Origin of the sequence: Micromonospora sp. NPDC049366 (assembly GCF_044466625.1) — a bacterium.
In the GTDB taxonomy this organism is placed as follows: Bacteria; Actinomycetota; Actinomycetes; order Mycobacteriales; family Micromonosporaceae; genus Micromonospora.
In genome coordinates, this window is the sequence record NZ_JBITMV010000019.1 from 1 (window position 1) to 21,457 (window position 21,457).

The window sequence follows — 21,457 nt, forward strand, 5'->3', positions numbered from 1 at the left end:
GATCAACACAGGCGCGGCCAGCGGCCGGACCCCACCACGAGCCCCGTCAACCCTCGCCGACCAGCACCAACAGGATGCAACTAGCCCCCAGAAGTAGGGCCTCGACACGGCGACGAGGGCACTACTTCCCTGACATCGCGGCGACCCGGGCCGCCAGCCCCGCCCGGCCCGGCCCCCGCACGCGCGCGACGACGGGTCAGCGGGGGACGTCGCGGTGGCGGAAGGCGGCGACGCCGGTGGCGAGCAGCGCCGCTGCCACCACGCTGAGCACCACCAGCGGCGCCGCCGTCGGGTCGACCGCCGGGGCGGACGGGACGTGGGTGTAGGGCGACACGTCGAGGGCGGCCTGTGGCAGGTCCAGCACCGCGCCGAGCTGCCCGAGCAGCAGGAAGAGCAGCAGCACCGTCCACGACAGCACGACCGACCAGCGGGGCAGCAGGCCGAACAGCGTCGTGACGACGCCGGCCACCACGAGCAGGGCGGGTAGGCGCAGCAGGGCGGCGCCGCCGAGGTCGACCGCGCGGCCGAACGGGTCGCCGGCCACCAGGCCGTGGCCGAGGCCGGTGGTGACGCCGGCGAGCAGCAGCAGCGCCACGGCGCCGAGGACCGCGGCGAGGATCTGGGTGCCGAGCCAGCGGCCGCGGCTGACGGCGGTGGCGAGGACGGCCTCCAGCACCCCGTCGGCTTCGTCGGCCCGCACCCGCAGCAGGGCCTGCACGACGTACGCCCCGATGGTCAGCGCGAACAGCGCGAGCATCGCGGCGAGGTACGCGTCGACGAGGTCGGCGCCGCCTCCCATGGCGCTGATCGCCTCGGCGGCGGCGGGGTTCTCCTCGATCATCGCGTTGAACTCATCGGCGGCGACGCCCATGGAGAGGCCGAGCACGGCGATGCCGACGGCCCAGCCGAGCAGCGTGCCGCGTTGCAGCCGCCAGGCCAGGCCGGCGGGGCCGAGCAGCGCGGCGGCGGCGGTGGCGGGGCCGCGGCGGGGCGCGACCAGGCCCGCGCCGAGGTCGCGGCGCTCCGCGAGGGCGTACGCGAGGGCGACGGCGGCGAGCAGCAGCGCGACGGGCAGGACGAGGACCCACCACCGTTCGCCGGCGTACGCGTGGATCTGGGTGCCCCAGCCGAGTGGGGAGAGCCAGGACGGCCAGGCGCTGTCGACGCGGGTGCCGTCGGCGCTGCTGTCGCCGAGGACGTCACCGGCGGCGCGGAGCGCGAAGGCGAGCCCGACGGACGCGGCGGCGAGCGCGTTGGCGCCTCGGGAGGTGACCGACAGTTGGGCGGTGACGGCGGCGACGCCGGTGAAGGCGATCCCGACGCCGCCGATGGCGGCGGCCGCCGCGACGGAGCCGGCGAGCGGCAGGCCCCCGCCGGCGAAGGCGAGCGCGAGCAGGGCGGCGGCGAGCACGTTGGTGCTGACGACGACGAGCAGCGCGGCGGTCAGCGGCGCGTACCGGCCGACCATGGAGGCGCCGACGAGTTCCGCCCGGCCGGATTCCTCGTTCTGCCGGGTGTGCCGGACGACCGCGAAGGTGCTCAGCAGCGCGACGATCAGGACCAGCGTCACGTACGTCTCGGCGACCACCACGTTGCCGAGCTCGGTGCCGGCGATGGGGCCGTTGAAGGCGCGGGCGACCAGGCTGGCCGCCGAGGTGGTCGCGTAGCCGTGCCGGGCGGCCTCGTCGGGGTAGACGCGCGCGACGCTGCCGGCCAGGGCGTAGCCGAGCAGCGGCGTGCCGAGCACCCAGATGGCGAGCCGGACGCGGTCGCGGCGCAGCACGAGCCGGGCGAGGCGGCCGGTGTTGGTGAGGGCGTTCATCGGACACCGGCCCGGCGGGGCTCGGCGACGCGCGGGGCGTCGGTGGCGGTGGTCGCGTCGCCGTAGTGGCGCAGGAACAGCTCCTCCAGCGTGGGTGGCGTGCTGGTGAGGGCGCGCACGCCGAACGGGAGGAGGTGCCCGAGCAGGGCGTCGAGGTGGGCGGGCTCCACCTCCAGGTGGGTGCGCCCGTCGATGTCGCGTACGCCGTGGACGCCGGGGATCGTGTCGAGGCCGGTGAGGGGTCGGGTGGTCTCGACGGTCACCGCCGTGCGGGTGAGGTGGCGCAGCTCGGCGAGGCTGCCGGACTCGACGGTGCGGCCCTCGCGGATGATGCTGACCCGGTCGCAGAGGGCCTCGACCTCGGCGAGCACGTGGCTGGAGAGCAGCACGGTGGCGCCGTCGCGGGTGATCCGCCGGACCTCGTCCTGGAAGACGGCCTCCATGAGGGGGTCGAGGCCGGAGGTGGGTTCGTCGAGCACGTACAGCTCGACGTCGGAGGCGAACGCGGCGACGATGGCGACCTTCTGTCGGTTGCCCTTGGAATAGGTGCGGCACCTGCGGGTGGGGTCGAGGTCGAACCGGTCCAGCAGCTCGTCGCGGCGGCGTCGGTCGAGGCCGCCGCGCAGGTGGCCGAGCAGGTCGATCGCCTCGCCGCCGGAGAGGTTGGGCCAGAGGCTGACGTCGCCGGGCACGTATGCCAGGCGGCGGTGCAGGCGCACGGCGTCGCGCCACGGGTCGGCGTCGAGCACCCGCGCCTCGCCGGAGTCGCGCCGCAGCAGGCCGAGCAGGACGCGGATGGTGGTGGACTTGCCGGCGCCGTTGGGGCCGAGGAAGCCGTGCACCTCGCCTGCTTCGACCCGCAGGTCGAGCCCGTCGAGGGCACGGATGGCGCCGAACGTCTTGACCAGGTTGTCGACCGAGATGACGGGCATGGCCCCTCCTGCGATGTGACGCACCGACCATCCCACTGTACTGACCGACGGTCAGGGTGCTCAACGGTGATTCCGGCCACCGGTCAGGACGGGGGTTAGGCTGGGCCGCATGACGGTCGAGCCCGCCGACGACACCCGCACCCGCATCCTCCGCGCCGCGCTCGACCTCTTCGCCGAGCACGGCTACCAGCGCACCTCGCTGCGCCAGATCGCGGAGCGGCTGCGGCTGACGAAGGCGGCGATCCTCTACCACTTCCCGGCTAAGGAGCACCTGCTCTCGGCGCTGGTGGAGCCGCTGCTGTCCGATCTGGAGGCCCTCCTGGACGCGGCCGAGGAGAAGCCGTGGCGGCAGGCCCGGTGGACGCTGCTGGAGGGCTGGGTGGACACGATGCTGGCCCACCGCCGCCCGCTGGGCATGCTCTTCCACGACATCGCCCTGATCACCCGTGGCGACACGTACCACCGGCTGATGCGGATCGCGATGCGGGCCAACGAGATTATCGCCGGGCCGGACGCCGGGCGCCGGGAGCGGGTCCGGGCGGTGCAGGCGGTCGCCATGTGCAGCGACCCGGTGGTGTTCTTCGACGACGTGCCCGACGAGGTGCTGCGCGAGGACATGCTCGACGGGGTGCGCCGGCTGCTGACCGCGCCCGGGCCGGCGGCCGAGGACGGCCGTGCGACCGTGGCGCGCCGCCGGCCGGGGCGGCCGCGGGCGATGGGGCGCGAGCAGGTGGAGGCGGCGCGGCGGATGCACGCCGCCGGCACCCACTCGGTCGACGCCATCGCCGCGGCCCTGGGCGTCTCCCGGGCCACCGTCTACCGCCACCTGGACGCGGCACCAACCGATAATGAGACGGTTTAGCGACGGTTTCGAGACGGTTGTGATCGGCCGTCGGGCCTCAGCGGGTCGTCCCGACGCGCTCGAAGGCGCGGGCCAGTGCCACGAGGTCCATGCCCTCGAAGTGGTCGAGGAAGCGCCGCCGCACGGCGGCCAGGTGGCTCGGCCAGGACTCCTCCAGTCGGGCGAACCCGGCGTCGGTGAGCACGGCGTTCCACCCGCGCGCGTCCTCTTCGCTGCGGACCCGCTCGACCAGGCCCAGCGTCTCCAGCCGGACGACCGTGCGGGTCATGCCGCTGAGCGAGAGCTGACATGCGGCCGCCAGCTCGCTCATCCGCATCCGCCGGTCCGGCGTCTCGGAGAGGACCCGCAGGGCGGTGTACTCGGTGAGCGGCAGCTGCTGGTCCGCCACCATGTCGGCGTCGATCATCCGGGGCAGCACGGACATCACCTGCGGCAGGGCGCGCGCCAAGGCCTCTTCCTCGGCGTTCAGGGGTCGCAGCGGTTCGGTACCGGCACTGGGCATGCCGCCATTCTAGTTGCTTGACCCAGCAACCGAGCCTCCCGACTGTGGCGCCGACCATACCCGCAATAATTGCTTGAGCGAGCAAGTTAGGTCTAGCGTAGGCACGACCAGGCACGACTTCTCTGGAGGAAACGACAGATATGACCAGGATCGGGATCATCCTCGGCAGCACCCGTCCGGGGCGCAACGGTGAGGCCGTCGCCCGCTGGGTCCTCGATGTGGCCAAGCAGCGCACGGACGCCGAGTTCGAGCTCGTCGACCTGCTCGACTACCAGCTGCCGCACCTCGACGAGCCGATGCCGCCGTCGTACGGGCAGTACAGCCAGCCGCACACGAAGCGCTGGTCCGAGACGATCAGCTCGTACGACGGCTTCGTCATGGTGACCCCGGAGTACAACCACTCCACCTCGGGCGCCCTGAAGAACGCGATCGACTACCTGTACGGGGAGTGGAACAACAAGGCCGTCGGCTTCGTCAGCTACGGCGCGGTCGGTGGTACGCGGGCGGTAGAGCACCTGCGGCTGATCTCCGCCGAGCTGCAGATGGCCGACGTCCGGGCCCAGGTGGCGCTCTCGCTCTTCACCGACTTCGAGAACTTCAGCGTCTTCAAGCCGAACGACTTCCAGCTCGACGCGCTGCACACCACGCTCGACCAGGTCGTCTCCTGGAGCCGGGCGCTGGCTCACCTGCGCGGTAAGTGAGCGGGCGGCTCCCGAGCGAGCCGCGCAACGGTGGCACGGACGGTGGCCGTGGGGACTCCCCCACGGCCACCGTCGTCGCAGCACCCGGGGCGACCGGTGCCGGCCGTCACGCGGCGAGGGCGGCGTAGCGGCCGGCGCGATCGAGCAGGCCCTCGTGGGTGCCGCACTCGACGATCCGGCCATGGTCGAGCACGGCGATCTGGTCGGCGTCGCGGACCGTGGAGAGTCGATGGGCGATGGTGATCGTCGTCCGCCCCTCGGCCAGCGCGTCGAAGGCCCGCTGCACCGCCCGCTCGGTCTCGGTGTCCAGCGCACTGGTGGCCTCGTCGAGGATCAGGACGCGTGGGTCGCGCAGCAGCGTACGGGCGATCGCCAGCCGCTGCTTCTCCCCGCCGGAGAAGCGGTGCCCCCGCGAGCCCACCACCGTGTCGTATCCGTCGGGCAGGTCGGCGATCAGGTCGTGGATCCGGGCCGCCCGCGCCGCCGCCTCGATCTGCGCGTCCGTTGCGTCCGGCCGGGCGTAGCGCAGGTTCTCCCGCACCGTCGTGTGCAGCAGGTAGGTCTCCTGACCGACCACGCCCACGATCGCGGACAGGTCGGCCAGGCGCAGGTCCCGCAGGTCGACGCCGTCGATGGTGATCCGTCCGCTGGTCGGGTCGTGCAGCCGGCTGACTAGGGCGGCCAGGGTGCTCTTGCCGGAGCCGGTCTCGCCGACCAGGGCCAGGCCGGTGCCGGCCGGCACGTCCAGGCTCACCCCGGCGACCGCCGCGGTGTCGCTGCCCGGGTAGCTGAAGGTGACCTCCTCCAGGCGTACGTGGCCGCGGACGCGCCGGGGGTCCAGCCGGACCGGCTCGACCGGATCGGCCACGTCGACCGGCAGGTCCAGGTATTCGAAGATGCGGGCGAAGAGCGCCAGCGAGGCGGTCAGCGAGACGCCGACGTTGAGCAGGCCCATCAGCGGCCGGAACAGCCCGTTCTGGAGCGCGGTGAAGGCGACCAGGGTGCCGATGCTCAGTGTGCCGGCGGTGCCGGGCAGCCCGGCGCTGAGGTAGATGATCGCCGGGATGGCGGCGAAGACGATGCTCATCGAGGCCATCCGCCAGCGCCCGGCGAGCTCGCTGCGCAGCTCCAGGTCGACCAGGCGCGCGGAGGAGGCGGTGAAGCGCGCGATCAGGGCGGGCGCGGTGCCCAGCGTCTTGGCCAGCTGCACGCCGCTGACCGACAGGCCCTCCTCCACGGTGACGTTGAGGTCGGCCAGTTCGCGCTGGCGACGGGCGGTGATCTCGCGGCGCAGGTGGGCGACCCGGCGGGTCAGCCAGATCGCCGGCGGGAGGACCAGGAGCGAGACGAGCGACAGCCGCCAGGAGAGCGCCACCATGGCGGCGGCGGTGGCGACGACGGTGGTGAGGTTGGCGGCCACGCCGGTGGCGGTGGAGGTGACCACCGACTGCATCCCGCCGATGTCGTTGGTGATGCGGGACTGGACCTCGCCGGTGCGGGTCCGGGTGAAGAAGCCCAGCGACTGGCGCTGGAGGTGGCTGAAGACGTCGGTACGCAGCCGGTGCATCACCTGCTGGCCGACGCGTGTGGAGATCCAGGTCTGCACCACGCCGAGGACGGCGGTGAGCGCGGCGACCGCGACCATGCCGACGACCAGCCAGACCAGCAGGGTCAGGTTCCGGTTCGGCAGGGCCTCGTCGATCACGTGACGCAGCAGGAACGGCGACGCCATGGCGATGACCGAGGAGGCCACGATGATCGCGGTCACGGCGGCGAGCGCCGCTCGGTGCGGGGTGAACAGCCCGGCCACGCGGCGCAGCGACACCTGCCGGGCCTGCGCCTTCTCCGCGGCGCTCACGGTACGGGGGCCGCGGTCGCGGCCGGTGGGGGTGGAATCCAAGGGGGAACCCGCTTTCGTCGGAGATATTACTGAGGTTGCCTCATCATGAGGGAACAACCGTACCTGCTGCTACCGTATTCCCGTGACCGAGCCGGACGGCGACGACGAGACCCTGGCCGAGGCGTTCTGGGCCGTGGCCCGCCGGCTGCGGCACCGCACCCGCGACGCCCTGGCGCCGTGGGACGTCACCCCCAGCCAGGCGCGCGCGCTCGCCGCCCTGACCCGGCACGGCGTGCTGCGCCCCGGCGCGCTCGCCGAGCACCTGCGCATCGCGCCCCGCTCCGCCACCGAGGTGGTCGACGACCTTCAGGCCCGCGGGCTCGTCGAGCGCCGGCCCGACCCGAACGACCGGCGCGCCACCCTGGTCGCGCTCACCGCCGAGGGCACCCGCACGGGCGCGGCCATCCGCGCCGCCCGGCAGGCCGAGGCCGACCGGTTCTTCGCCGACCTCGACTCGGTCGACCGCGACCAACTCGCCCGCATCCTGCGGACCCTGCGCGGCTGAGGGCCGCGTTTGGTCGCCCCGACGGCGGGTAGTCGTGGCGCCCGTCCGATCGACGGGACCGGTGCCACCCGGCCCAGCGGCCGGGGTGACAGGAGGTTCCTGCCGTGCCTCTGCCGACCCCTGAGCCGTCCGGGCGCCGCTGATGTGCGGGATAGCCGGCGAGGCCCGGTTCGACGGGTCACGGCCGGACGCCGCCGCGGTCACCCGGATGACCGAGGCGCTGCGCTCCCGGGGCCCCGACGGCGAAGGGCTGTGGAGCGAGGACTGGATCACGCTCGGACACCGCCGGCTGACCATCATCGACCTGTCCGACGCGGGCGCCCAGCCGATGGTGCGTACCGACCTGGGGCTCGCCCTGGTCTTCAACGGCTGCGTCTACAACTATCCCGAGCTGCGCGAGGAGCTGCGGGCCGCCGGCCACACCTTCCACTCGACCAGCGACACCGAGGTCGTGCTGGTCGCGTACGCCCAGTGGGGTGAGCGGTTCGTCGACCACCTGGTCGGCATGTTCGCGATCGGGCTGGTCGACCAGGCCCGGCGACGGCTCGTGCTGGCCCGCGACCGACTCGGCATCAAGCCGCTCTACCTCGCCGAGTCACCCGGGCGCCTACGGTTCGCCTCCAGCCTCCCCGCCCTGCTGCGCGCCGGTGACCTGGACACCGGCATCGACCCCGTCGCCCTGCACCACTACCTGTCCTGGCACTCGATCGTGCCGGCGCCGCGGACCATCCTGCGCGGCGTGCGCAAGCTGCCCCCGGCCACCGTGCGGATCGTCGAGGCCGACGGGCGCAGCCGCGACCAGGTGTACTGGCGGCCGGACTACGTGCGGGACCCGGCCGACGCCGCCCGGGACGCCCGCGACTGGCAGGCCGCCGTCGGGGACGCGCTGCGCACCGCCGTACGCCGCCGGCTGGTCGCCGACGTCCCGGTCGGCGTCCTGCTCTCCGGCGGGCTGGACTCCAGCCTCATCGTGGCGCTGCTCGCCGAGGCCGGGCAGGAGCACCTGCGCACCTTCAGCATCGGCTTCGACAGTCGGGGCGAGGAGTCCGGCGACGAGTTCCACTACTCGGACCTGGTGGCCCGGCACTACGACACCGACCACCGGCGCATCCGGCTCGCCGACGACGATCTCGTGCCCGCCGTACGTCGCACCGTGCTGTCCATGACCGAGCCGATGGGCAGCCACGACGTGGTCGCCTTCCACCTGCTGTCCGAGCAGGTGGCCCAGCACGTCAAGGTGGCCCAGTCCGGGCAGGGCGCCGACGAGGTCTTCGCCGGCTACGGCTACCACCAGCCGCTGGCCCGGGTGCCCCGCGACGCCGCCGCCGCCGAGTTCCGCACGGCGTTCTTCGACCGCGACCACGCCGAGTTGAACCAGGTCGTCGACGCCGCGTACGCGCTGGAGCAGGACGCGAGCCGGGACGTGCTGGAGGCCCACCTCGCCGAGGCCGGCGCCGAGACCGCCCTCGACGCGGTGCTGCGGCTGGACACCCACCTGATGCTCCCCGACGACCCCGTCAAGCGGGTGGACAGCATGAGCATGGCCTGGGGGCTGGAGGTCCGCACCCCCTTCCTGGACCAGGACCTGGTCGCTCTCGCCGCCCGCTGCCCGCCGGAGCACAAGGTGGCCCAGGGCGGCAAGGGCGTGCTCAAGGAGGTGGCCCGCGAGGTGCTGCCGGCCGAGGTGATCGACCGACCCAAGGGCTACTTCCCGGTGCCCGCCCTGCGCAACGTCGACGGTCCGGTGCGCGACCTGGTCACCGACGCGCTGCGCGCGCCCGAAGCCCGCGAGCGCGCCCTGTTCCGCCCCGAGTACGTGGCACGGCTGCTCGCCGAGCCGGAGCAGGCCGAGGCGGCCGCCGGCAGCAACAAGCTCTGGCAGCTCGGCCTGCTGGAGCTGTGGTTGCAGTCGCACGACGTCCGGTGATCCGCAGGAGGTAACGCCATGTCCGACGCGACGACCACGTTCTTCGAAGACCTCGGCCGCACCGGACACCAGCGTCTGCTGCCGAGGACCAGCGGCACGATCCGCTTCGACCTCGCGCACGAGGGCGGGACCGACCACTGGCTGGTGACGATCGAGAACGGGGACATCCGGGTGTCCCGGGAGCGGGCCGAGGCGGACGCGATCATCGGCACCGACCGGGCGTTCTTCGAGCGCCTGGCCCGGGGCGAGGCCAAGCCCCTGTCCGCGTGGCTGCGCAACGACATCACCAGCGAGGGGCAGTTCCGCTACGTCGTCCTGCTGGAACGGCTCTTCCCCCCACCCCCGGGCGCGCGACACCCGCGGTCCCTGGCCCCGCAGCGGGGCCCGGCATGAAGGCGGACACCGTCTGGATCCTCGACGGCAACAACTTCGTCCTCAGCGACGGCAGCGGCGACATCCTGGCCGACCGGGTCGGCGGGTTCTTCCAGTTCGACACCCGCTGCCTGTCCCACTGGCAGCTCACCGTCAACGGTGAGCAGCTGCACGCGCTGGCGGTCACCGAGCCCAACTACTTCCGGCTGCGGTTCTTCCTCGTGCCCGGCTCCCCCACCCACTACGTGGACGCCAAGGTGTCGGTCATCCGGGAACGGTGCATCGCCGGCTCCGGCTTCGAGGAGCGGGTGACCGTCCTCAACCACGACCGCGAGGCGGTCGACTTCAGCGTCCGGCTCGCCGTCGACAGCGACTTCGCCCCGGTGTACGCCATCATCGCCCAGCCGATGGACCGGTCCGGGCGGGTCTACCGGCACGTCGAGCAGGGACGGCTGCGGCTCGGCTACGAACGGGAGAAGTTCCGCCGGGAGACGACGATCACCAGCAGCGAACCGGTGCGGTTCGACGAGCACGGGCTGACCTACGACGTACGGGTCGGACCGCACGGCCGCTGGTCGACGCTGCTGCGGGTGGACGGGCTGGTGCTCCGCCCGGACGGCGAGGACGCCCGGGCCCACACGGTGCCGCACCGCTTCCGCAGCGCCGAGCAGCTCCAGAGCGACCTTGACCGGTGGGTCGCGCGGGCGCCGCAGCTCAGCTCTGACTGGGAGGCGCTGAACCGGACGTACCGACGCAGCCTGCTCAACCTGGCCGGCCTGCGGTTCACGCCGCTGGCCGTGCCGGACGTGGCGATGCCGGCGGCGGGCCTGCCCTGGGCGGCGACCATCGCCGGGCGGGACAGCATCCTGTGCAGCCTGCAGTCCCTCTCCGTCGCCCCGGAACTCGCGGTCGCCACGCTGCGCATGCTCGCGATCAACCAGGGCTCCGTGCTCGACGACTTCCGGGACGAGGAGCCGGGCAAGATCGTGCGCCAGTTCCGCTACGGCGAGCTGTCCGCGTTCGAGGAGCGGCCCGAGTCGCCCTACTACGGCAGCGCGGACGCCACCCCGCTCTACGTGATCCTGCTCGACGAGTACGAGCGCTGGAGCGGGGACGTCGGGCTGGTGATGCAGTTGGAGGACACGGCCCGGGCCGCGTTGGCGTGGATCGACGAGTACGGCGACATCATGGGCGACGGCTACCTCTGGTACCGCAGCCGCAACGAGAGCACCGGCCTGGTCAACCAGTGCTGGAAGGAGTCCGCGGACGCCATCTCCTACCGCGACGGCACGCTGCCCGGCCTGCCCCGCGCCACCTGCGAGTTGCAGGGCTACGCGTACGACGCGAAGGTGCGCGGCGCCCGACTGGCCCGGCTGTTCTGGAACGACCCGGCGTACGCGGACCGCCTCGAACGCGAGGCCGCGGCCCTCAAGGAGCGGTTCAACCGGGACTTCTGGGTGACCGACGGCGAGTACTTCGCGCTGGCCCTGGAGCCCGACGGCCGCCAGGTCGACGCGCTCTCCTCCAACATCGGGCACCTGCTGTGGAGCGGCATCGTCGACGAGTCCCGCGCCGAGCGGGTCGCCGGTCACCTGCTCGGCCCGCAGCTCTTCTCCGGCTGGGGCGTACGCACCCTCGCGAAGGGCGAGGGCCGCTACAACCCGCTCGGCTACCACGTCGGCACGGTGTGGCCGTTCGACAACTCCCTCATCGCCTGGGGGCTGCGCCGCTACGGGTTCCTGGCGGAGGCCGGCATGATCGCCGAGGGCATCATCGACGCCGCCAACTACTTCGGGGGCGCGCTCCCCGAGTCCTTCGCCGGCTACGACCGCGACCGCACCGGCTATCCGGTCGCCTACCCGACCGCCAACAACCCGCAGGCGATCGCCACCGGCACCCCTTTCCTGCTCCTGCGGGTGATGATGGGCCTGGAGCCGCTCGGCGACGAACTGGTGGTGTCGCCGGCGCTGCCGTCCCGGTTCGGCCGGATCGAGCTGCTGGACATCCCGGGGCGGTGGGGGCGGCGCGACGCGATCGGCAACGCGCGGCACCCGCTGCGGAGCTGACGGCGGGCCCGGCCACCACGGCCGGGCCCGCCGTCGCACCCGGCTCCTACGGGTAGTTCGTCAGGTACACCTGCTGGGTGGCGGCGTTCGCGGTGCCGCCCGAGTTGTTGATCACCCGGTTGATCGTGCCGACGCCGCCGAGCGAGACGGTCACCAGGTTGGTGAACCGCACGTTCGGGTTGTTCGGCACCTCGAAGGCCCGCTCGGCCACCACCGCCGGGTTGACGTTGAAATAGCAGTAGCTGCCGGTGCCCCACGCCTGGTGGCTGGTCACCCCGTCACCCACCTTGTAGGCGGCGTACCCCCGGGTCGAGCCGTTCATCCAGGCCGCCTGGTTCGGCGGGTCGTACGGCATCTCGTTCTGGTAGAAGTACGTCCGCCCGCCGTTGCCGTTCCAGACGGTCTGGTACCTCTGGTAGTGCTCGACGAAGAGGCCGTACATCGTCACGTCGTCACCGTTGACGGTCAGCCCGGTGTCGGCGGTGTTGAGCGTCCACCCGGTGGGCACTCCCGCCGCGGCGTGGTCGGCCCGCCACAGCCACATGTGGTCACCGATGACGTTGTCGCTGTTGACGGTCAACGTGTTGGTGGCCCTGCCGACGTGCGGCCCGCCGATGCGGAAGAACACGTCGTGCAGCGAGATCGGGTTCGCGGCGTGGCTGGCCGACGACCCGGACGGCCCGACCTCCATGAGCACCGGCGAGTTGGTCGTGCCGGCCTCGAACATGATGCCGGCCACCTTCACACCGTCCACGTCGGCCACCCGCATGGCCACGGCGCCGTTGTCGGCCTGGATGGTGGCCAGGCCGAGGCCGAGGATCACCGTGTCGGCGCGGTTGACCTGGATCGGCTCGGTGACGTGGTGCACGCCCGGGGTGAACAGGAGGTGCCTGCCCTGGGCGAGGGCCGCGTTGATGGTGGCCGCGCTGGTGCCGGGCTGGACGACGAAGAACTGGGACAGCGAGATCGACGATCCGGCCGGCGTCTTGTTGTACCAGCTGGTGCCGGTGGTGTTGGCGCGCAGCGCCGGGACGAAGACCCGGTACTCGCCGGTGCCGTCGATGTAGAGGAACGGCTTCTCGCGGACGACCGGGGTCTGCGGGATGACCGTGTGCGACGGGTTGGGGAAGTGCGGCGCCGGCGCGCCGACGACGCCCTGGAAGACCATGTTCCACACCGAACCGGTCCAGCCGTTGCCGAACTCGCTGTTGCGCGAGTACCACTGCTGCTGCGAGCCGGAGACGACCAGGCCGTCGATGCGGGTGTCGGCCAGCAGGCCGCCGCTGGACCACCCGTCGCCGCCGTTCCAGAGCTGGATCTGGTTCTGCGCGCCGCGCAGGTGCATCCGGCGGTACGGCGCGGCCTGCGACACCGCCCACCGCTCCACGGTCACCCCGGCAGGCAGGGTCACCGACAGGTTCTCCGCCGAGCGCCAGAAGTTCTGCGTGGCGTTGCCGCCCATCCAGAACGCCTCGACCCGGACGTGCCCGTTGAGGTTCACGTCGTCCGGGCTCATGCCCAGGCCGGCGACCTGGGTGAAGAAGCCGAGGTTGACGTCGGCGGTGTAGCTGCCGGGTTTGAACAGAACCGCGTACCGCTGCGGACCGAACTGGTTGGTCTCCTGCTGGGTGAAGAGGGTGTTCAGCCGGCTCTGGATGGTGGCGGTCGGGGTGCTCGGGTCGAAGACGAAGGTGTTCGGCCCGAAGTTCGGGTTACGCGGGTCGGTCGGTGGCACACCGGGGTCGGTGGTTCCGCCGGTGGTGTTCACCTGGAACTCCCAGAGCGAGTAGCCGTACGCGGTGCCCCGCGCGGTGCCGTGGACGCGGACGTAGCGGCCGCTGCCGGTCACGTCGAGGGTCTGCGTGCCGCCGGCGCCGGTGGTGGTGCTGTAGATCGTGGTCCAGGTCGCGCCGTCGGCGGAGGTCTGGATCTGGAAGGCCCGGGCGTACGCGGCCTCCCAGTTCAACACCACCCGGCAGATGGACTGGGTGCTGCCGAGGTCGACGCGCAGCCACTGCGGGTCGCTCGCGGCGCTGGCCCAGCGCGTGGCGGTGCTGCCGTCGACCGCGGCCGAGGCCGACAGTGCGGCGGACTCGGTGGACGAGGCGGTGGCGGGCTTCCCCTGGGCGGTGTTGGCGCTGCCGCAGGTCGGGGTGCCGCCGCCGGTCTCGCCGTAGACCTGGAACTCCCAGAGCGAGTAGCCGTAGCCGGTGCCGCGCGCGGTGCCGTACATCCGCACGTACCGGCCGGCGCCGGTGACACCGATGGTCTGCGTGCCGCCCGTGCCGGTGGTGGTGCTGTGGATCGTGGTCCAGGTCGACCCGTCATCGGAGGTCTGGAGTTGGAACGCGCGGGCGTACGCGCCCTCCCAGACCAGGGTCACCTGAGTGAGGGTGGCCAGGGCGCCGAGGTCGACCTGCAGCCACTGCGGGTCGGCGAACGCGCTGGACCAGCGGGTGCCGGTGTTGCCGTCGACCGCCGCGCTCGCCGGGGTGCCGGCGTTCTCGGTGGACGAGGCCGTGGCCGGGCGGCCCTGGGAGAGCAGGACGGGGGCGGCGTGCGCCGACGGCAGCGCGCCGGCCGGGGTGAGCGCCGCGACCAGGGCCACGGCGAGTCCCACGAGCAGGCGGCGACGCCACTGTGGAGCCCGGCGTACGGATAAAACGTGAGATGTCATGACGGTGCCTGTCGGTAGAGGGCTGCGGACGCCGGGCGCGACGGGTGGGGGAAGGGCGAGTGCGACCGCGTACGCCGTCGTTGGAGCCACCGGGGACGGCGTCGCGCTGAGTGGAGAGCGCTCTCGTAGGAGTGTTACGGCGTCGTTGCAACCCCGTCAAGACATCGATCTATAACACTGTTATTTATCCTGAAAGTCCAGTAAGGCCGATTCACCCCACACCCCGGCCGGCGAGTCCAGCGAGGCGGCAGGCGGCGGGTCAGCGGCGGACGCCGCCGTCGGCCAGGAAGCGGGCGATCGGCAGGGTCGCCGCGCCGAGCGCCACCGCGTCGACGCCCAGCCGGCACAGCTCGATGGAGACCTGCTCGTACGGCTGGCGCAGCGCCTGCCGTCCGGCGGCCTCGCGGACCGCCGGCAGCAGGTCGGCGAGCGCCATCGCGGCCCAGCCGCCCAGCACCACCCGCTCCGGGTTGAACAGGTTGATCAGGTTCGCGACCCCGGCGCCGAGGTAGCCGGCCGTCTCGTCGAGCACGCGGCGCGCGGTCGCGGAGTTCGCCGCGGCGTCGACGAGGGCGGTGAGCTGCGACTCCTCGTCGTCGCCGGGCACCGCGCGCCCCCGGCGCGCCTCCCGGTACCGGTCGATGATCGCCTCGGCGCCGACGTACGCCTCCAGGCAGCCGCGGGCCCCGCAGCGGCAGGACCGTCCGCCGTACACCAGGGTGGTGTGCCCCCACTCCCCCGCGCTGCTGGACGCCCCCCGGTAGGTGACGCCGCCCGCCACGACGGCCGCGCCGACGCCGGAGCCGACCAGCGCGAAGACGGCGTGCCGGGCGCCCCGGCCGGCACCGAACCACATCTCGGCCTGCCCGAGGGTCTTGGCGCCGTTGTCGATGTGCAGCGGCAGGTCGGTGCCCGCGTTGATGAGGCGTTCCAGCGGCACCCGGTCCCAACCGAGCGCCTGGGCGTCCACCACCGCGTGCGCGCCCTGCTCGACGATGCCGGAGACGCCGATGCCGACCCCCAGCACGTCGCCGGGGGCGACCCGGGCCCGGCCGGTCACCGCGTCGATGCCGGCCAGCACGTGGCCGGCGACCACGGCCGGCTCGGTGCGGGCCGGGTCGAGCGGGTACTCCACGCTGGCCAGCAGGGTCATCGCGAAGTCGAACAGCTCGACGCGGACACGGGTCTCGCCCACGTCCACGCCGATGACGAACGCGAACCGCGGCGCCACCCGCAGCATCATGCTCGGCCGGCCGCCGTCGGACTCGGCGGCACCGGCCTCGGCGACGAGGCCCTCCTCGATCAGGTCCCCGACCACGTTGCTGACCGCCGGCTGGCTCAGGCCGGTGCTGCGGACCAGGTCCTGCCGGGTCAACGGACCGTCGAGGAAGAGTCTGGTCAGCAGGGCGGACCGGTTGCGCAGCCGGACGCTCCGGTTGGTGGCTCGCGCCAGCTCCACTCGTCACCTCGATCCCGTCGGTCGTCCGGGGCACTGTAACGGTCCCGTGCTTGACGACCCACCGGCCAACCACTTTAATAGCGACATTAATTAAGCCGTGATGTAACTCCCGGGAAACGTCGACGGCGCCTCCGCCGACGTCTCCCGGGGACCCGTCCGCCCCGGCCGGCCACCCGTCGCCCCCATCCCTCCGACGGCGTACCGGCGGTCCCCCACCACTGCACCGGAAGGGCTCATCGTGTCGACGAGACGACACCTCGGGATATTCGCCGCCGCCGTCCTGGCGGCCGCCTCGCTGACCGCCTGCGGCGGCTCCGGCGACGACTCCGGCGGATCCGGCAAGACCCTCACGTACTGGGCCAGCAACCAGGGCGCCAGCCTGGAGGCCGACAAGACCATCCTCCAGCCGGAGCTGGACAAGTTCGAGAAGCAGACCGGCATCAAGGTCAACGTCGAGGTGGTCCCCTGGTCGGACCTGCTCAACCGGCTGCTCGCCGCCGCCACCTCCGGCCAGGGGCCGGACGTGGTGAACATCGGCAACACCTGGTCCGCGTCGCTGCAGGCCACCGGGGCGCTGGTCGAGTTCGACGACGCCACGCTGCAGGCCGTGGGCGGCAAGGACCGGATCGTGCCCGCCGCGCTTGCCGCCGCCGGCGCCCCGGGCAAGCCGCCGGCCGCCGTGCCGCTCTACAGCATGGCCTACAGCCTGTACTACAACAAGAAGGCGTTCGCCGACGCCGGCATCACCGCGCCGCCGACCACGTGGGAGCAGCTCGTCGAGTACGGCAAGAAGCTCACCGGTGGCGGCAAGTGGGGCCTGGCGATCGAGGGGGCCAACCCGTCGGAGAACGCGCACCACGCCTTCACGTTCAGCCAGCAGTACGGCGGTGAGTGGTTCGACTCGTCCGGCAAGCCGACCTTCGACACCCCGCAGAACGTCTCGGCGATCAAGCGGTACATCGACTTCATGGCCGCCGACAAGATCACCAACCCGGCCAACGCCGAGTACGCGCAGAACCAGTCGGTCTCCGACTTCGCCAACGGCAAGGCCGCGATGCTGCTGTGGCAGGCCGCCGGCTCCAACCTGAAGTCGCAGAACATGGCCGCCGACGCGTACGGGATCGCGCCGGTGCCGTTCCTGGCCAGCCCGCCCGCCGGCGGCAAGAAGGTCAACAGCATGGTCGCCGGCATCAACATGGCGATCTTCAAGCACACCAAGAACCGTGACGCGGCGCTGAGCTTCGTGAAGTTCATGACCAGCGACGAGGAGCAGACCCTGCTCAACAAGACGTACGGCTCGCTGCCGGCGGTGAAGACGGCCGGCTCCGACCCGGCGTTCAGCGCCCCGGAGCAGAAGGTGATCCAGGAGACCCTGAGCACCACCGCGGCCCCGCTGCCGCAGGTGCCGGACGAGAGCACCTTCGAGACCCTGGTCGGCACCGCCATGAAGGAGCTGTTCGCCGACGCGGCCAGCGGCAAGCCGGTCACCGAGGAGTCCGTGAAGAAGAAGCTGACCGACGCGCAGCAGAAGATGCGCTGACCTGGCGTCACCGGTGGCCGTGGCCGGGTGCTCGACCGACCCGGCCGCGGCCACCGCCTTCGAGAGGACCCTGATGGCAACCAGCACCACCGCGCCGGGCGCGGCCCGCCGGCGCGAACCGGGGGCCGGAACGCCGGCGTCCGACCGCTCCCGGCGGCCCCGTCGCCCGCGCCGCAACCTCCTGCCGTACCTGCTGCTCGCCCCGGCCGTCGTGCTGGAACTCGCCATCCACGTGATCCCGATGGTCGTCGGGGTCTGGATGAGCCTGCTGGAGCTGACCCAGTTCCACATCCGCAACTGGTCCACCGCGCCCTTCGTCGGGCTCGAGAACTATCGGGCGACGCTGGACTTCAACAGCGCCGCCGGCCGCGAGCTGCTGCACTCGTTCTGGGTCACGCTGGTCTACACCCTGCTCTCGGTGGGCTTCGCGTGGCTGCTCGGCATGGCCGGCGCGGTCGTGCTGCAACGCCCCTTCCGGGGGCGGGCGATCCTGCGGGCGCTGTTCCTCACCCCGTACGCGCTGCCGGTCTACACCGCCGTGATCACCTGGAGCTTCCTGCTCCAGCGCGACACCGGCCTGGTCAACCACGTCCTGGTCGACCAGCTCGGGCTGCTGTCGGAGAAGCCGTTCTGGTTGATCGGCGACAACAGCTTCTGGTCGCTGCTCGTGGTGTCGGTCTGGCGCAACTGGCCGTTCGCGTTCCTCTGCCTGATGGCCGGCCTGCAGAACGTCCCCGGTGAGCTGTACGAGGCGGCGGCGATCGACGGCGCCGGGTTCTGGCGGCGGCTGCGCTCGGTGACGCTGCCGATGCTGCGCCCGGTCAACCTGGTCCTGGTGCTGGTGCTCTTCCTGTGGACCTTCAACGACTTCAACACGCCGTTCGTGCTCTTCGGCGGCTCCGCGCCGGAGCAGGCCGACCTCATCTCCATCCACATCTACCGCAGCTCCTTCAAGACCTGGGACTTCGGTTCGGGCTCGGCGATGTCGGTGGCGCTGCTGCTGTTCCTGCTGGTCGTCTCGGCCGGCTACCTGCTGATCACCAACCGCCGGAGGGACCATGCGTGAGACCGCCGGTGAGCGCTGGGGCCGCCGCATCGTGCTGACCCTGCTCTCGCTCTTCGTCGTCATTCCGCTCTACGTGATGATCACGTCGGCGGCCAAGCCGCTGCAGGACGTGCAGAACGGCTTCACCTGGTGGCCGAGCCGCCCGACCCTCCAGCCGTTCATCGACATGTGGAGCACGGTGCCGCTGGCCCGGTACCTGGTGAACAGCCTGATCGTGTCGAGCGTCGCCGCGGTCTGCTCGGTCGCCGTCGCGATCTTCGCGGCGTTCGCCGTCAGCCGGTACCGGTTCCGCGGCCGAGGGCTCTTCTCGGTGACCGTGCTCTCCACCCAGATGTTCCCCGGCATCCTCTTCCTGCTGCCGCTGTTCCTCATCTACGTCAACCTCGGCAACGCCACCGGCATCCAGCTGTACGCCAGCCGCACCGGCCTGGTCATCACGTATCTGACCTTCTCGCTGCCGTTCTCGATCTGGATGCTGGTCGGCTACTTCGACTCGATCCCCCGAGGGCTGGACGAGGCGGCCCAGGTCGACGGCGCCGGACCGCTGCGGACGCTGTTCCGGGTGATCCTGCCCGCGGCCGTGCCGGGGGTCGTCGCGGTCACCGTGTACGCGTTCATGACCGCCTGGGGCGAGGTGCTCTTCGCCTCGGTGATGACCGACGAGGGCAGCCGCACCCTGGCCGTGGGCCTGCAGGGCTACTCCACCCAGTTCAACGTCTACTGGAACCAGGTGATGGCCGCCTCGCTGGTGGTCAGCGTGCCCGTCGTCGCCGGCTTCCTCGCGCTGCAGCGCTACTTCGTCGCCGGCCTGACCGCCGGCGCGGTCAAGTGAGTCATTCCACCGCAGAGAGGGACCAACCCGTGCCGGACCTGTCCAACCTGCCGCCCGACTTCCTCTGGGGTGTCGCCACCGCGGCGTACCAGATCGAGGGCGCCGTCGCCGTCGACGGGCGAACCCCGTCCATCTGGGACACCTGGAGCGCGATCCCCGGCAACGTCGACAACGGCGACACCGGCGCGATCGCGTGCGACCACTACCACCGGTGGCCGGAGGACCTGGCGCTGCTGCGCCGGCTGGGCGTCGACGCGTACCGCTTCTCGGTGGCCTGGCCACGGGTGCTGCCCGACGGGGTGGGCCGGGTGAACCCGGCCGGCCTCGACTTCTACGACCGGCTCGTCGACCAGTTGCTCGCCGACGGGATCCGCCCGTTCGTGACGCTGTACCACTGGGACCTGCCCCAGGCTCTGCAGGACCGTGGTGGCTGGCCGGAGCGGTCCACGGCCGAGGCGTTCGCCGACTACGCGGCGGTCGTCGCGGCCCGGCTCGGCGACCGGGTCAGCGACTGGAACACGGTCAACGAGCCGCTCTGCGTGTCCTGGATCGGGCACCTGGAGGGCCGGATGGCCCCGGGCGAGCGGGACCTGACCCGGGCGGTCCGCACCGCGCACCACACCCTGCTGGGGCACGGGCTGGCGACCCAGGCCGTACGGGCCAACGCGGCCCGGCCCGCGTCGGTCGGGCTGGTGCTCAACCTCAGCCCGATCGAGCCGACGACGGATCGGCCGGAGGACGTCGCGGCGGCCCGGCGGATGGACGGCCACGTCAACCGCTGGTGGTTGGATCCGGTGCACGGGCGCGGGTACCCCGCCGACATGATCGCCACCTACGGCGTCGAGCCGCCCGTCCAGGGTGACGACCTGGCCGTGATCGCGACGCCGACCGACTTCCTCGGCGTGAACTACTACTTCCGTCAGCTGGTCGTCGACGACCCCACCGGCCCGGCCCCGTACGCCCGGCAGGTGCCGGTGCCCGGCTCGCGGGAGACGGCGATGGGCTGGGAGATGTACCCGGCCGGGCTGGAGCAGCTACTGGTCGCGGTGAGCGAGGAGTACCGGCCGGAGAAGATCATCGTGACCGAGAGCGGTTCGGCGTGGACCGACGAGGTGACGCCGGAGGGCACGGTCGAGGACAAGGAGCGCACCGACCACCTGGAGCAGCACCTCGCGGCGTGCGCCGCCGCGGTGGGCCGGGGCGTGCCGCTCGCCGGCTACTTCGTCTGGTCCCTGCTGGACAACTTCGAGTGGGCGTACGGCTACGACAAGCGCTTCGGTCTGGTGCACGTCGACTACGCCACCCAGCGGCGGACGGTCAAGGCGAGTGGCCACCGTTACGCCGAGCTGATCCGCGCCCACCAGCGGCTGGCCGGTGCGGCCGGCGCCGCCGCGCCGGTCGCCTGAGAGCGGGCCGACGGGGCCCGGGATCCCTGGGTGCCGCACCGGGCGGCACCCAGGGCCCACCCCCGTCACCTCGGCACGGTCGCCGGAACGGGCGCCCGGCCACGCCCCGGACGGATAGCCTGCGGCAGTGACCGAAGCGGGAGACCGTCCGGATGCGGCCCGGATGGCGGAGACGGACCGGACGAAGGCGTTCAGCGACGGTGTCTTCGCCATCGTCATCACCCTGCTGGTCCTGGAGCTACGGGTTCCGGAATACCACGAGGGCGGCCTACTGGCCGGGCTGCGCCACGAGGGTCCGTCCTACCTGGCCTTCGTGGTCTCCTTCGCCTACATCGGCGTGATCTGGCTCAACCACCACGCGCTGCTGCGCCTGGTCCGCGGCACGACGCTCGCACTGAGCTGGATCAACCTCGCCATCCTCTTCGGCGCCGTGATCATCCCGTTCCCGACGGCCGTGCTGGCGTCAGCGTTCAGCGAGGGCGACACCGCCGACCAGCGGGTCGCGGTCGCGCTGTATGCCCTGGCGGCGGCCCTGATGTCCGCGCCCTGGCTGGCGTTCTTCGGCTACCTGCACCGCCACCCGGCGCTGCGGGCCCCCGAGGTCGACGCCGCCCACGTCCGGGCCCAGCGGGTCCGCCCGGTCACCGGTCTGCTCCTGTACGGGCTGAGCGGCCTGCTCGGCTGGTTCGTCCACCCGGTGGTCGGGTTGGTCGGCATCATCGTGATGATCACCTATCACGCGCTGACCAGCGAGGGCCGGCGGCGCCGGAGAGCGCTTTCTTGACACTGCCGAGAACCGGTGAATAGATTGTTAACTATCAATTTCACCGGTTTCCTTGCAGTTATCCGGTCCGGCGCCGCCGGGGCGGAAGGCGGGGCCGGGCATCC

The 21,457-nt window shown here is 72.1% G+C and carries 17 protein-coding genes; 11 read left to right on the forward strand and 6 right to left on the reverse strand.

The annotated features are described in order from the left end of the window. Positions 1-196 precede the first annotated feature (196 nt). Both ACIBTV_RS24605 and ACIBTV_RS24610 read right to left on the reverse strand, forming a co-directional pair. Positions 197-1,822, reverse strand: coding sequence for an ABC transporter permease (locus ACIBTV_RS24605; RefSeq protein ID WP_396708490.1), 1,626 nt, complete (start codon positions 1,820-1,822; stop codon positions 197-199). Further along, on the reverse strand, positions 1,819-2,754 hold the full coding sequence (locus ACIBTV_RS24610) for an ATP-binding cassette domain-containing protein (protein ID WP_396708492.1): 936 nt from the start codon (positions 2,752-2,754) through the stop codon (positions 1,819-1,821). The genes ACIBTV_RS24605 and ACIBTV_RS24610 overlap by 4 nt, the downstream gene beginning before the upstream one ends. Positions 2,755-2,863: 109 nt before the next feature. Between ACIBTV_RS24610 and ACIBTV_RS24615 the strand changes: the two genes are divergently transcribed. Then, positions 2,864-3,616 carry a TetR family transcriptional regulator gene (locus ACIBTV_RS24615; protein WP_396708494.1) on the forward strand — a complete coding sequence of 251 codons (753 nt, stop codon included), beginning with the start codon at positions 2,864-2,866 and terminating at the stop codon, positions 3,614-3,616. Between the two features lie 37 nt (positions 3,617-3,653). Here the strand turns inward: ACIBTV_RS24615 and ACIBTV_RS24620 are convergent, their stop codons facing one another. Beyond that, complete coding sequence (locus tag ACIBTV_RS24620) at positions 3,654-4,118, reverse strand: MarR family winged helix-turn-helix transcriptional regulator (protein ID WP_396708496.1); 465 nt, start codon at positions 4,116-4,118, stop codon at positions 3,654-3,656. A gap of 140 nt (positions 4,119-4,258) precedes the next feature. On the opposite strand from ACIBTV_RS24620, the gene ACIBTV_RS24625 reads away from it, so the two are divergent. After that, positions 4,259-4,819, forward strand: a complete 561-nt coding sequence (locus ACIBTV_RS24625; RefSeq protein ID WP_396708498.1) for an NADPH-dependent FMN reductase — start codon at positions 4,259-4,261, stop codon at positions 4,817-4,819. A 106-nt stretch (positions 4,820-4,925) separates the two neighbouring features. Here the strand turns inward: ACIBTV_RS24625 and ACIBTV_RS24630 are convergent, their stop codons facing one another. Then, positions 4,926-6,677, reverse strand: a complete 1,752-nt coding sequence (locus ACIBTV_RS24630; RefSeq protein WP_396708499.1) for an ABC transporter ATP-binding protein — start codon at positions 6,675-6,677, stop codon at positions 4,926-4,928. Positions 6,678-6,801: 124 nt separating this feature from the next. Between ACIBTV_RS24630 and ACIBTV_RS24635 the strand changes: the two genes are divergently transcribed. The 4 genes from ACIBTV_RS24635 (at position 6,802) to ACIBTV_RS24650 (ending at position 11,589) form a co-directional block, all read left to right on the forward strand. After that, positions 6,802-7,224: a MarR family winged helix-turn-helix transcriptional regulator gene (locus ACIBTV_RS24635; protein WP_396708501.1), complete on the forward strand. Its 423-nt coding sequence runs from the start codon at positions 6,802-6,804 to the stop codon at positions 7,222-7,224. A gap of 142 nt (positions 7,225-7,366) precedes the next feature. Further along, a complete protein-coding gene (locus tag ACIBTV_RS24640; protein ID WP_396708503.1) occupies positions 7,367-9,151 on the forward strand; it encodes an N-acetylglutaminylglutamine amidotransferase in 1,785 nt (594 codons plus the stop codon). 18 nt (positions 9,152-9,169) lie between these two features. Beyond that, positions 9,170-9,544: an SCP2 sterol-binding domain-containing protein gene (locus ACIBTV_RS24645; RefSeq protein WP_396708505.1), complete on the forward strand. Its 375-nt coding sequence runs from the start codon at positions 9,170-9,172 to the stop codon at positions 9,542-9,544. Further along, positions 9,541-11,589, forward strand: coding sequence for a glycogen debranching N-terminal domain-containing protein (locus ACIBTV_RS24650; protein WP_396708506.1), 2,049 nt, complete (start codon positions 9,541-9,543; stop codon positions 11,587-11,589). Before ACIBTV_RS24645 ends, ACIBTV_RS24650 begins: the two co-directional genes overlap by 4 nt. A 46-nt stretch (positions 11,590-11,635) precedes the next feature. Here the strand turns inward: ACIBTV_RS24650 and ACIBTV_RS24655 are convergent, their stop codons facing one another. Beyond that, positions 11,636-14,266, reverse strand: a complete 2,631-nt coding sequence (locus ACIBTV_RS24655) for a discoidin domain-containing protein (protein WP_396708507.1) — start codon at positions 14,264-14,266, stop codon at positions 11,636-11,638. A gap of 259 nt (positions 14,267-14,525) precedes the next feature. Continuing rightward, positions 14,526-15,725, reverse strand: a complete 1,200-nt coding sequence (locus ACIBTV_RS24660) for an ROK family protein (RefSeq protein ID WP_396708509.1) — start codon at positions 15,723-15,725, stop codon at positions 14,526-14,528. Positions 15,726-15,963: 238 nt separating this feature from the next. On the opposite strand from ACIBTV_RS24660, the gene ACIBTV_RS24665 reads away from it, so the two are divergent. The 5 genes from ACIBTV_RS24665 to ACIBTV_RS24685 all read left to right on the forward strand — a co-directional run bounded on the left by ACIBTV_RS24665 (position 15,964) and on the right by ACIBTV_RS24685 (position 21,353). Beyond that, positions 15,964-17,265 (forward strand): ABC transporter substrate-binding protein, encoded by a 1,302-nt coding sequence (locus tag ACIBTV_RS24665; protein WP_396708511.1) that lies wholly within the window; start codon positions 15,964-15,966, stop codon positions 17,263-17,265. Between the two features lie 73 nt (positions 17,266-17,338). Then, positions 17,339-18,331 (forward strand): carbohydrate ABC transporter permease, encoded by a 993-nt coding sequence (locus tag ACIBTV_RS24670; RefSeq protein WP_396708513.1) that lies wholly within the window; start codon positions 17,339-17,341, stop codon positions 18,329-18,331. Continuing rightward, positions 18,324-19,163: a carbohydrate ABC transporter permease gene (locus ACIBTV_RS24675; RefSeq protein ID WP_396708515.1), complete on the forward strand. Its 840-nt coding sequence runs from the start codon at positions 18,324-18,326 to the stop codon at positions 19,161-19,163. Before ACIBTV_RS24670 ends, ACIBTV_RS24675 begins: the two co-directional genes overlap by 8 nt. Before the next feature lie 29 nt (positions 19,164-19,192). Continuing rightward, a complete protein-coding gene (locus tag ACIBTV_RS24680; RefSeq protein WP_396708517.1) occupies positions 19,193-20,569 on the forward strand; it encodes a GH1 family beta-glucosidase in 1,377 nt (458 codons plus the stop codon). 127 nt (positions 20,570-20,696) lie between these two features. Continuing rightward, positions 20,697-21,353, forward strand: a complete 657-nt coding sequence (locus tag ACIBTV_RS24685) for a TMEM175 family protein (protein WP_396708518.1) — start codon at positions 20,697-20,699, stop codon at positions 21,351-21,353. Positions 21,354-21,457: the final 104 nt, after the last annotated feature.

Bases quoted from the DNA above. Each gene is read 5' to 3' on its own strand.
- ACIBTV_RS24625 (WP_396708498.1), top strand. From the start codon at position 4,259: ATGACCAGGATCGGGATCATCCTCGGCAGCACCCGTCCGGGGCGCAAC.
- ACIBTV_RS24615 (WP_396708494.1), top strand. From the start codon at position 2,864: ATGACGGTCGAGCCCGCCGACGACACCCGCACCCGCATCCTCCGCGCC.
- ACIBTV_RS24620 (WP_396708496.1), bottom strand. From the start codon at position 4,118: ATGCCCAGTGCCGGTACCGAACCGCTGCGACCCCTGAACGCCGAGGAA.
- ACIBTV_RS24645 (WP_396708505.1), top strand. From the start codon at position 9,170: ATGTCCGACGCGACGACCACGTTCTTCGAAGACCTCGGCCGCACCGGA.
- ACIBTV_RS24610 (WP_396708492.1), bottom strand. From the start codon at position 2,754: ATGCCCGTCATCTCGGTCGACAACCTGGTCAAGACGTTCGGCGCCATC.
- ACIBTV_RS24605 (WP_396708490.1), bottom strand. From the start codon at position 1,822: ATGAACGCCCTCACCAACACCGGCCGCCTCGCCCGGCTCGTGCTGCGC.
- ACIBTV_RS24650 (WP_396708506.1), top strand. From the start codon at position 9,541: ATGAAGGCGGACACCGTCTGGATCCTCGACGGCAACAACTTCGTCCTC.
- ACIBTV_RS24670 (WP_396708513.1), top strand. From the start codon at position 17,339: ATGGCAACCAGCACCACCGCGCCGGGCGCGGCCCGCCGGCGCGAACCG.
- ACIBTV_RS24675 (WP_396708515.1), top strand. From the start codon at position 18,324: ATGCGTGAGACCGCCGGTGAGCGCTGGGGCCGCCGCATCGTGCTGACC.
- ACIBTV_RS24655 (WP_396708507.1), bottom strand. From the start codon at position 14,266: ATGACATCTCACGTTTTATCCGTACGCCGGGCTCCACAGTGGCGTCGC.
- ACIBTV_RS24640 (WP_396708503.1), top strand. From the start codon at position 7,367: ATGTGCGGGATAGCCGGCGAGGCCCGGTTCGACGGGTCACGGCCGGAC.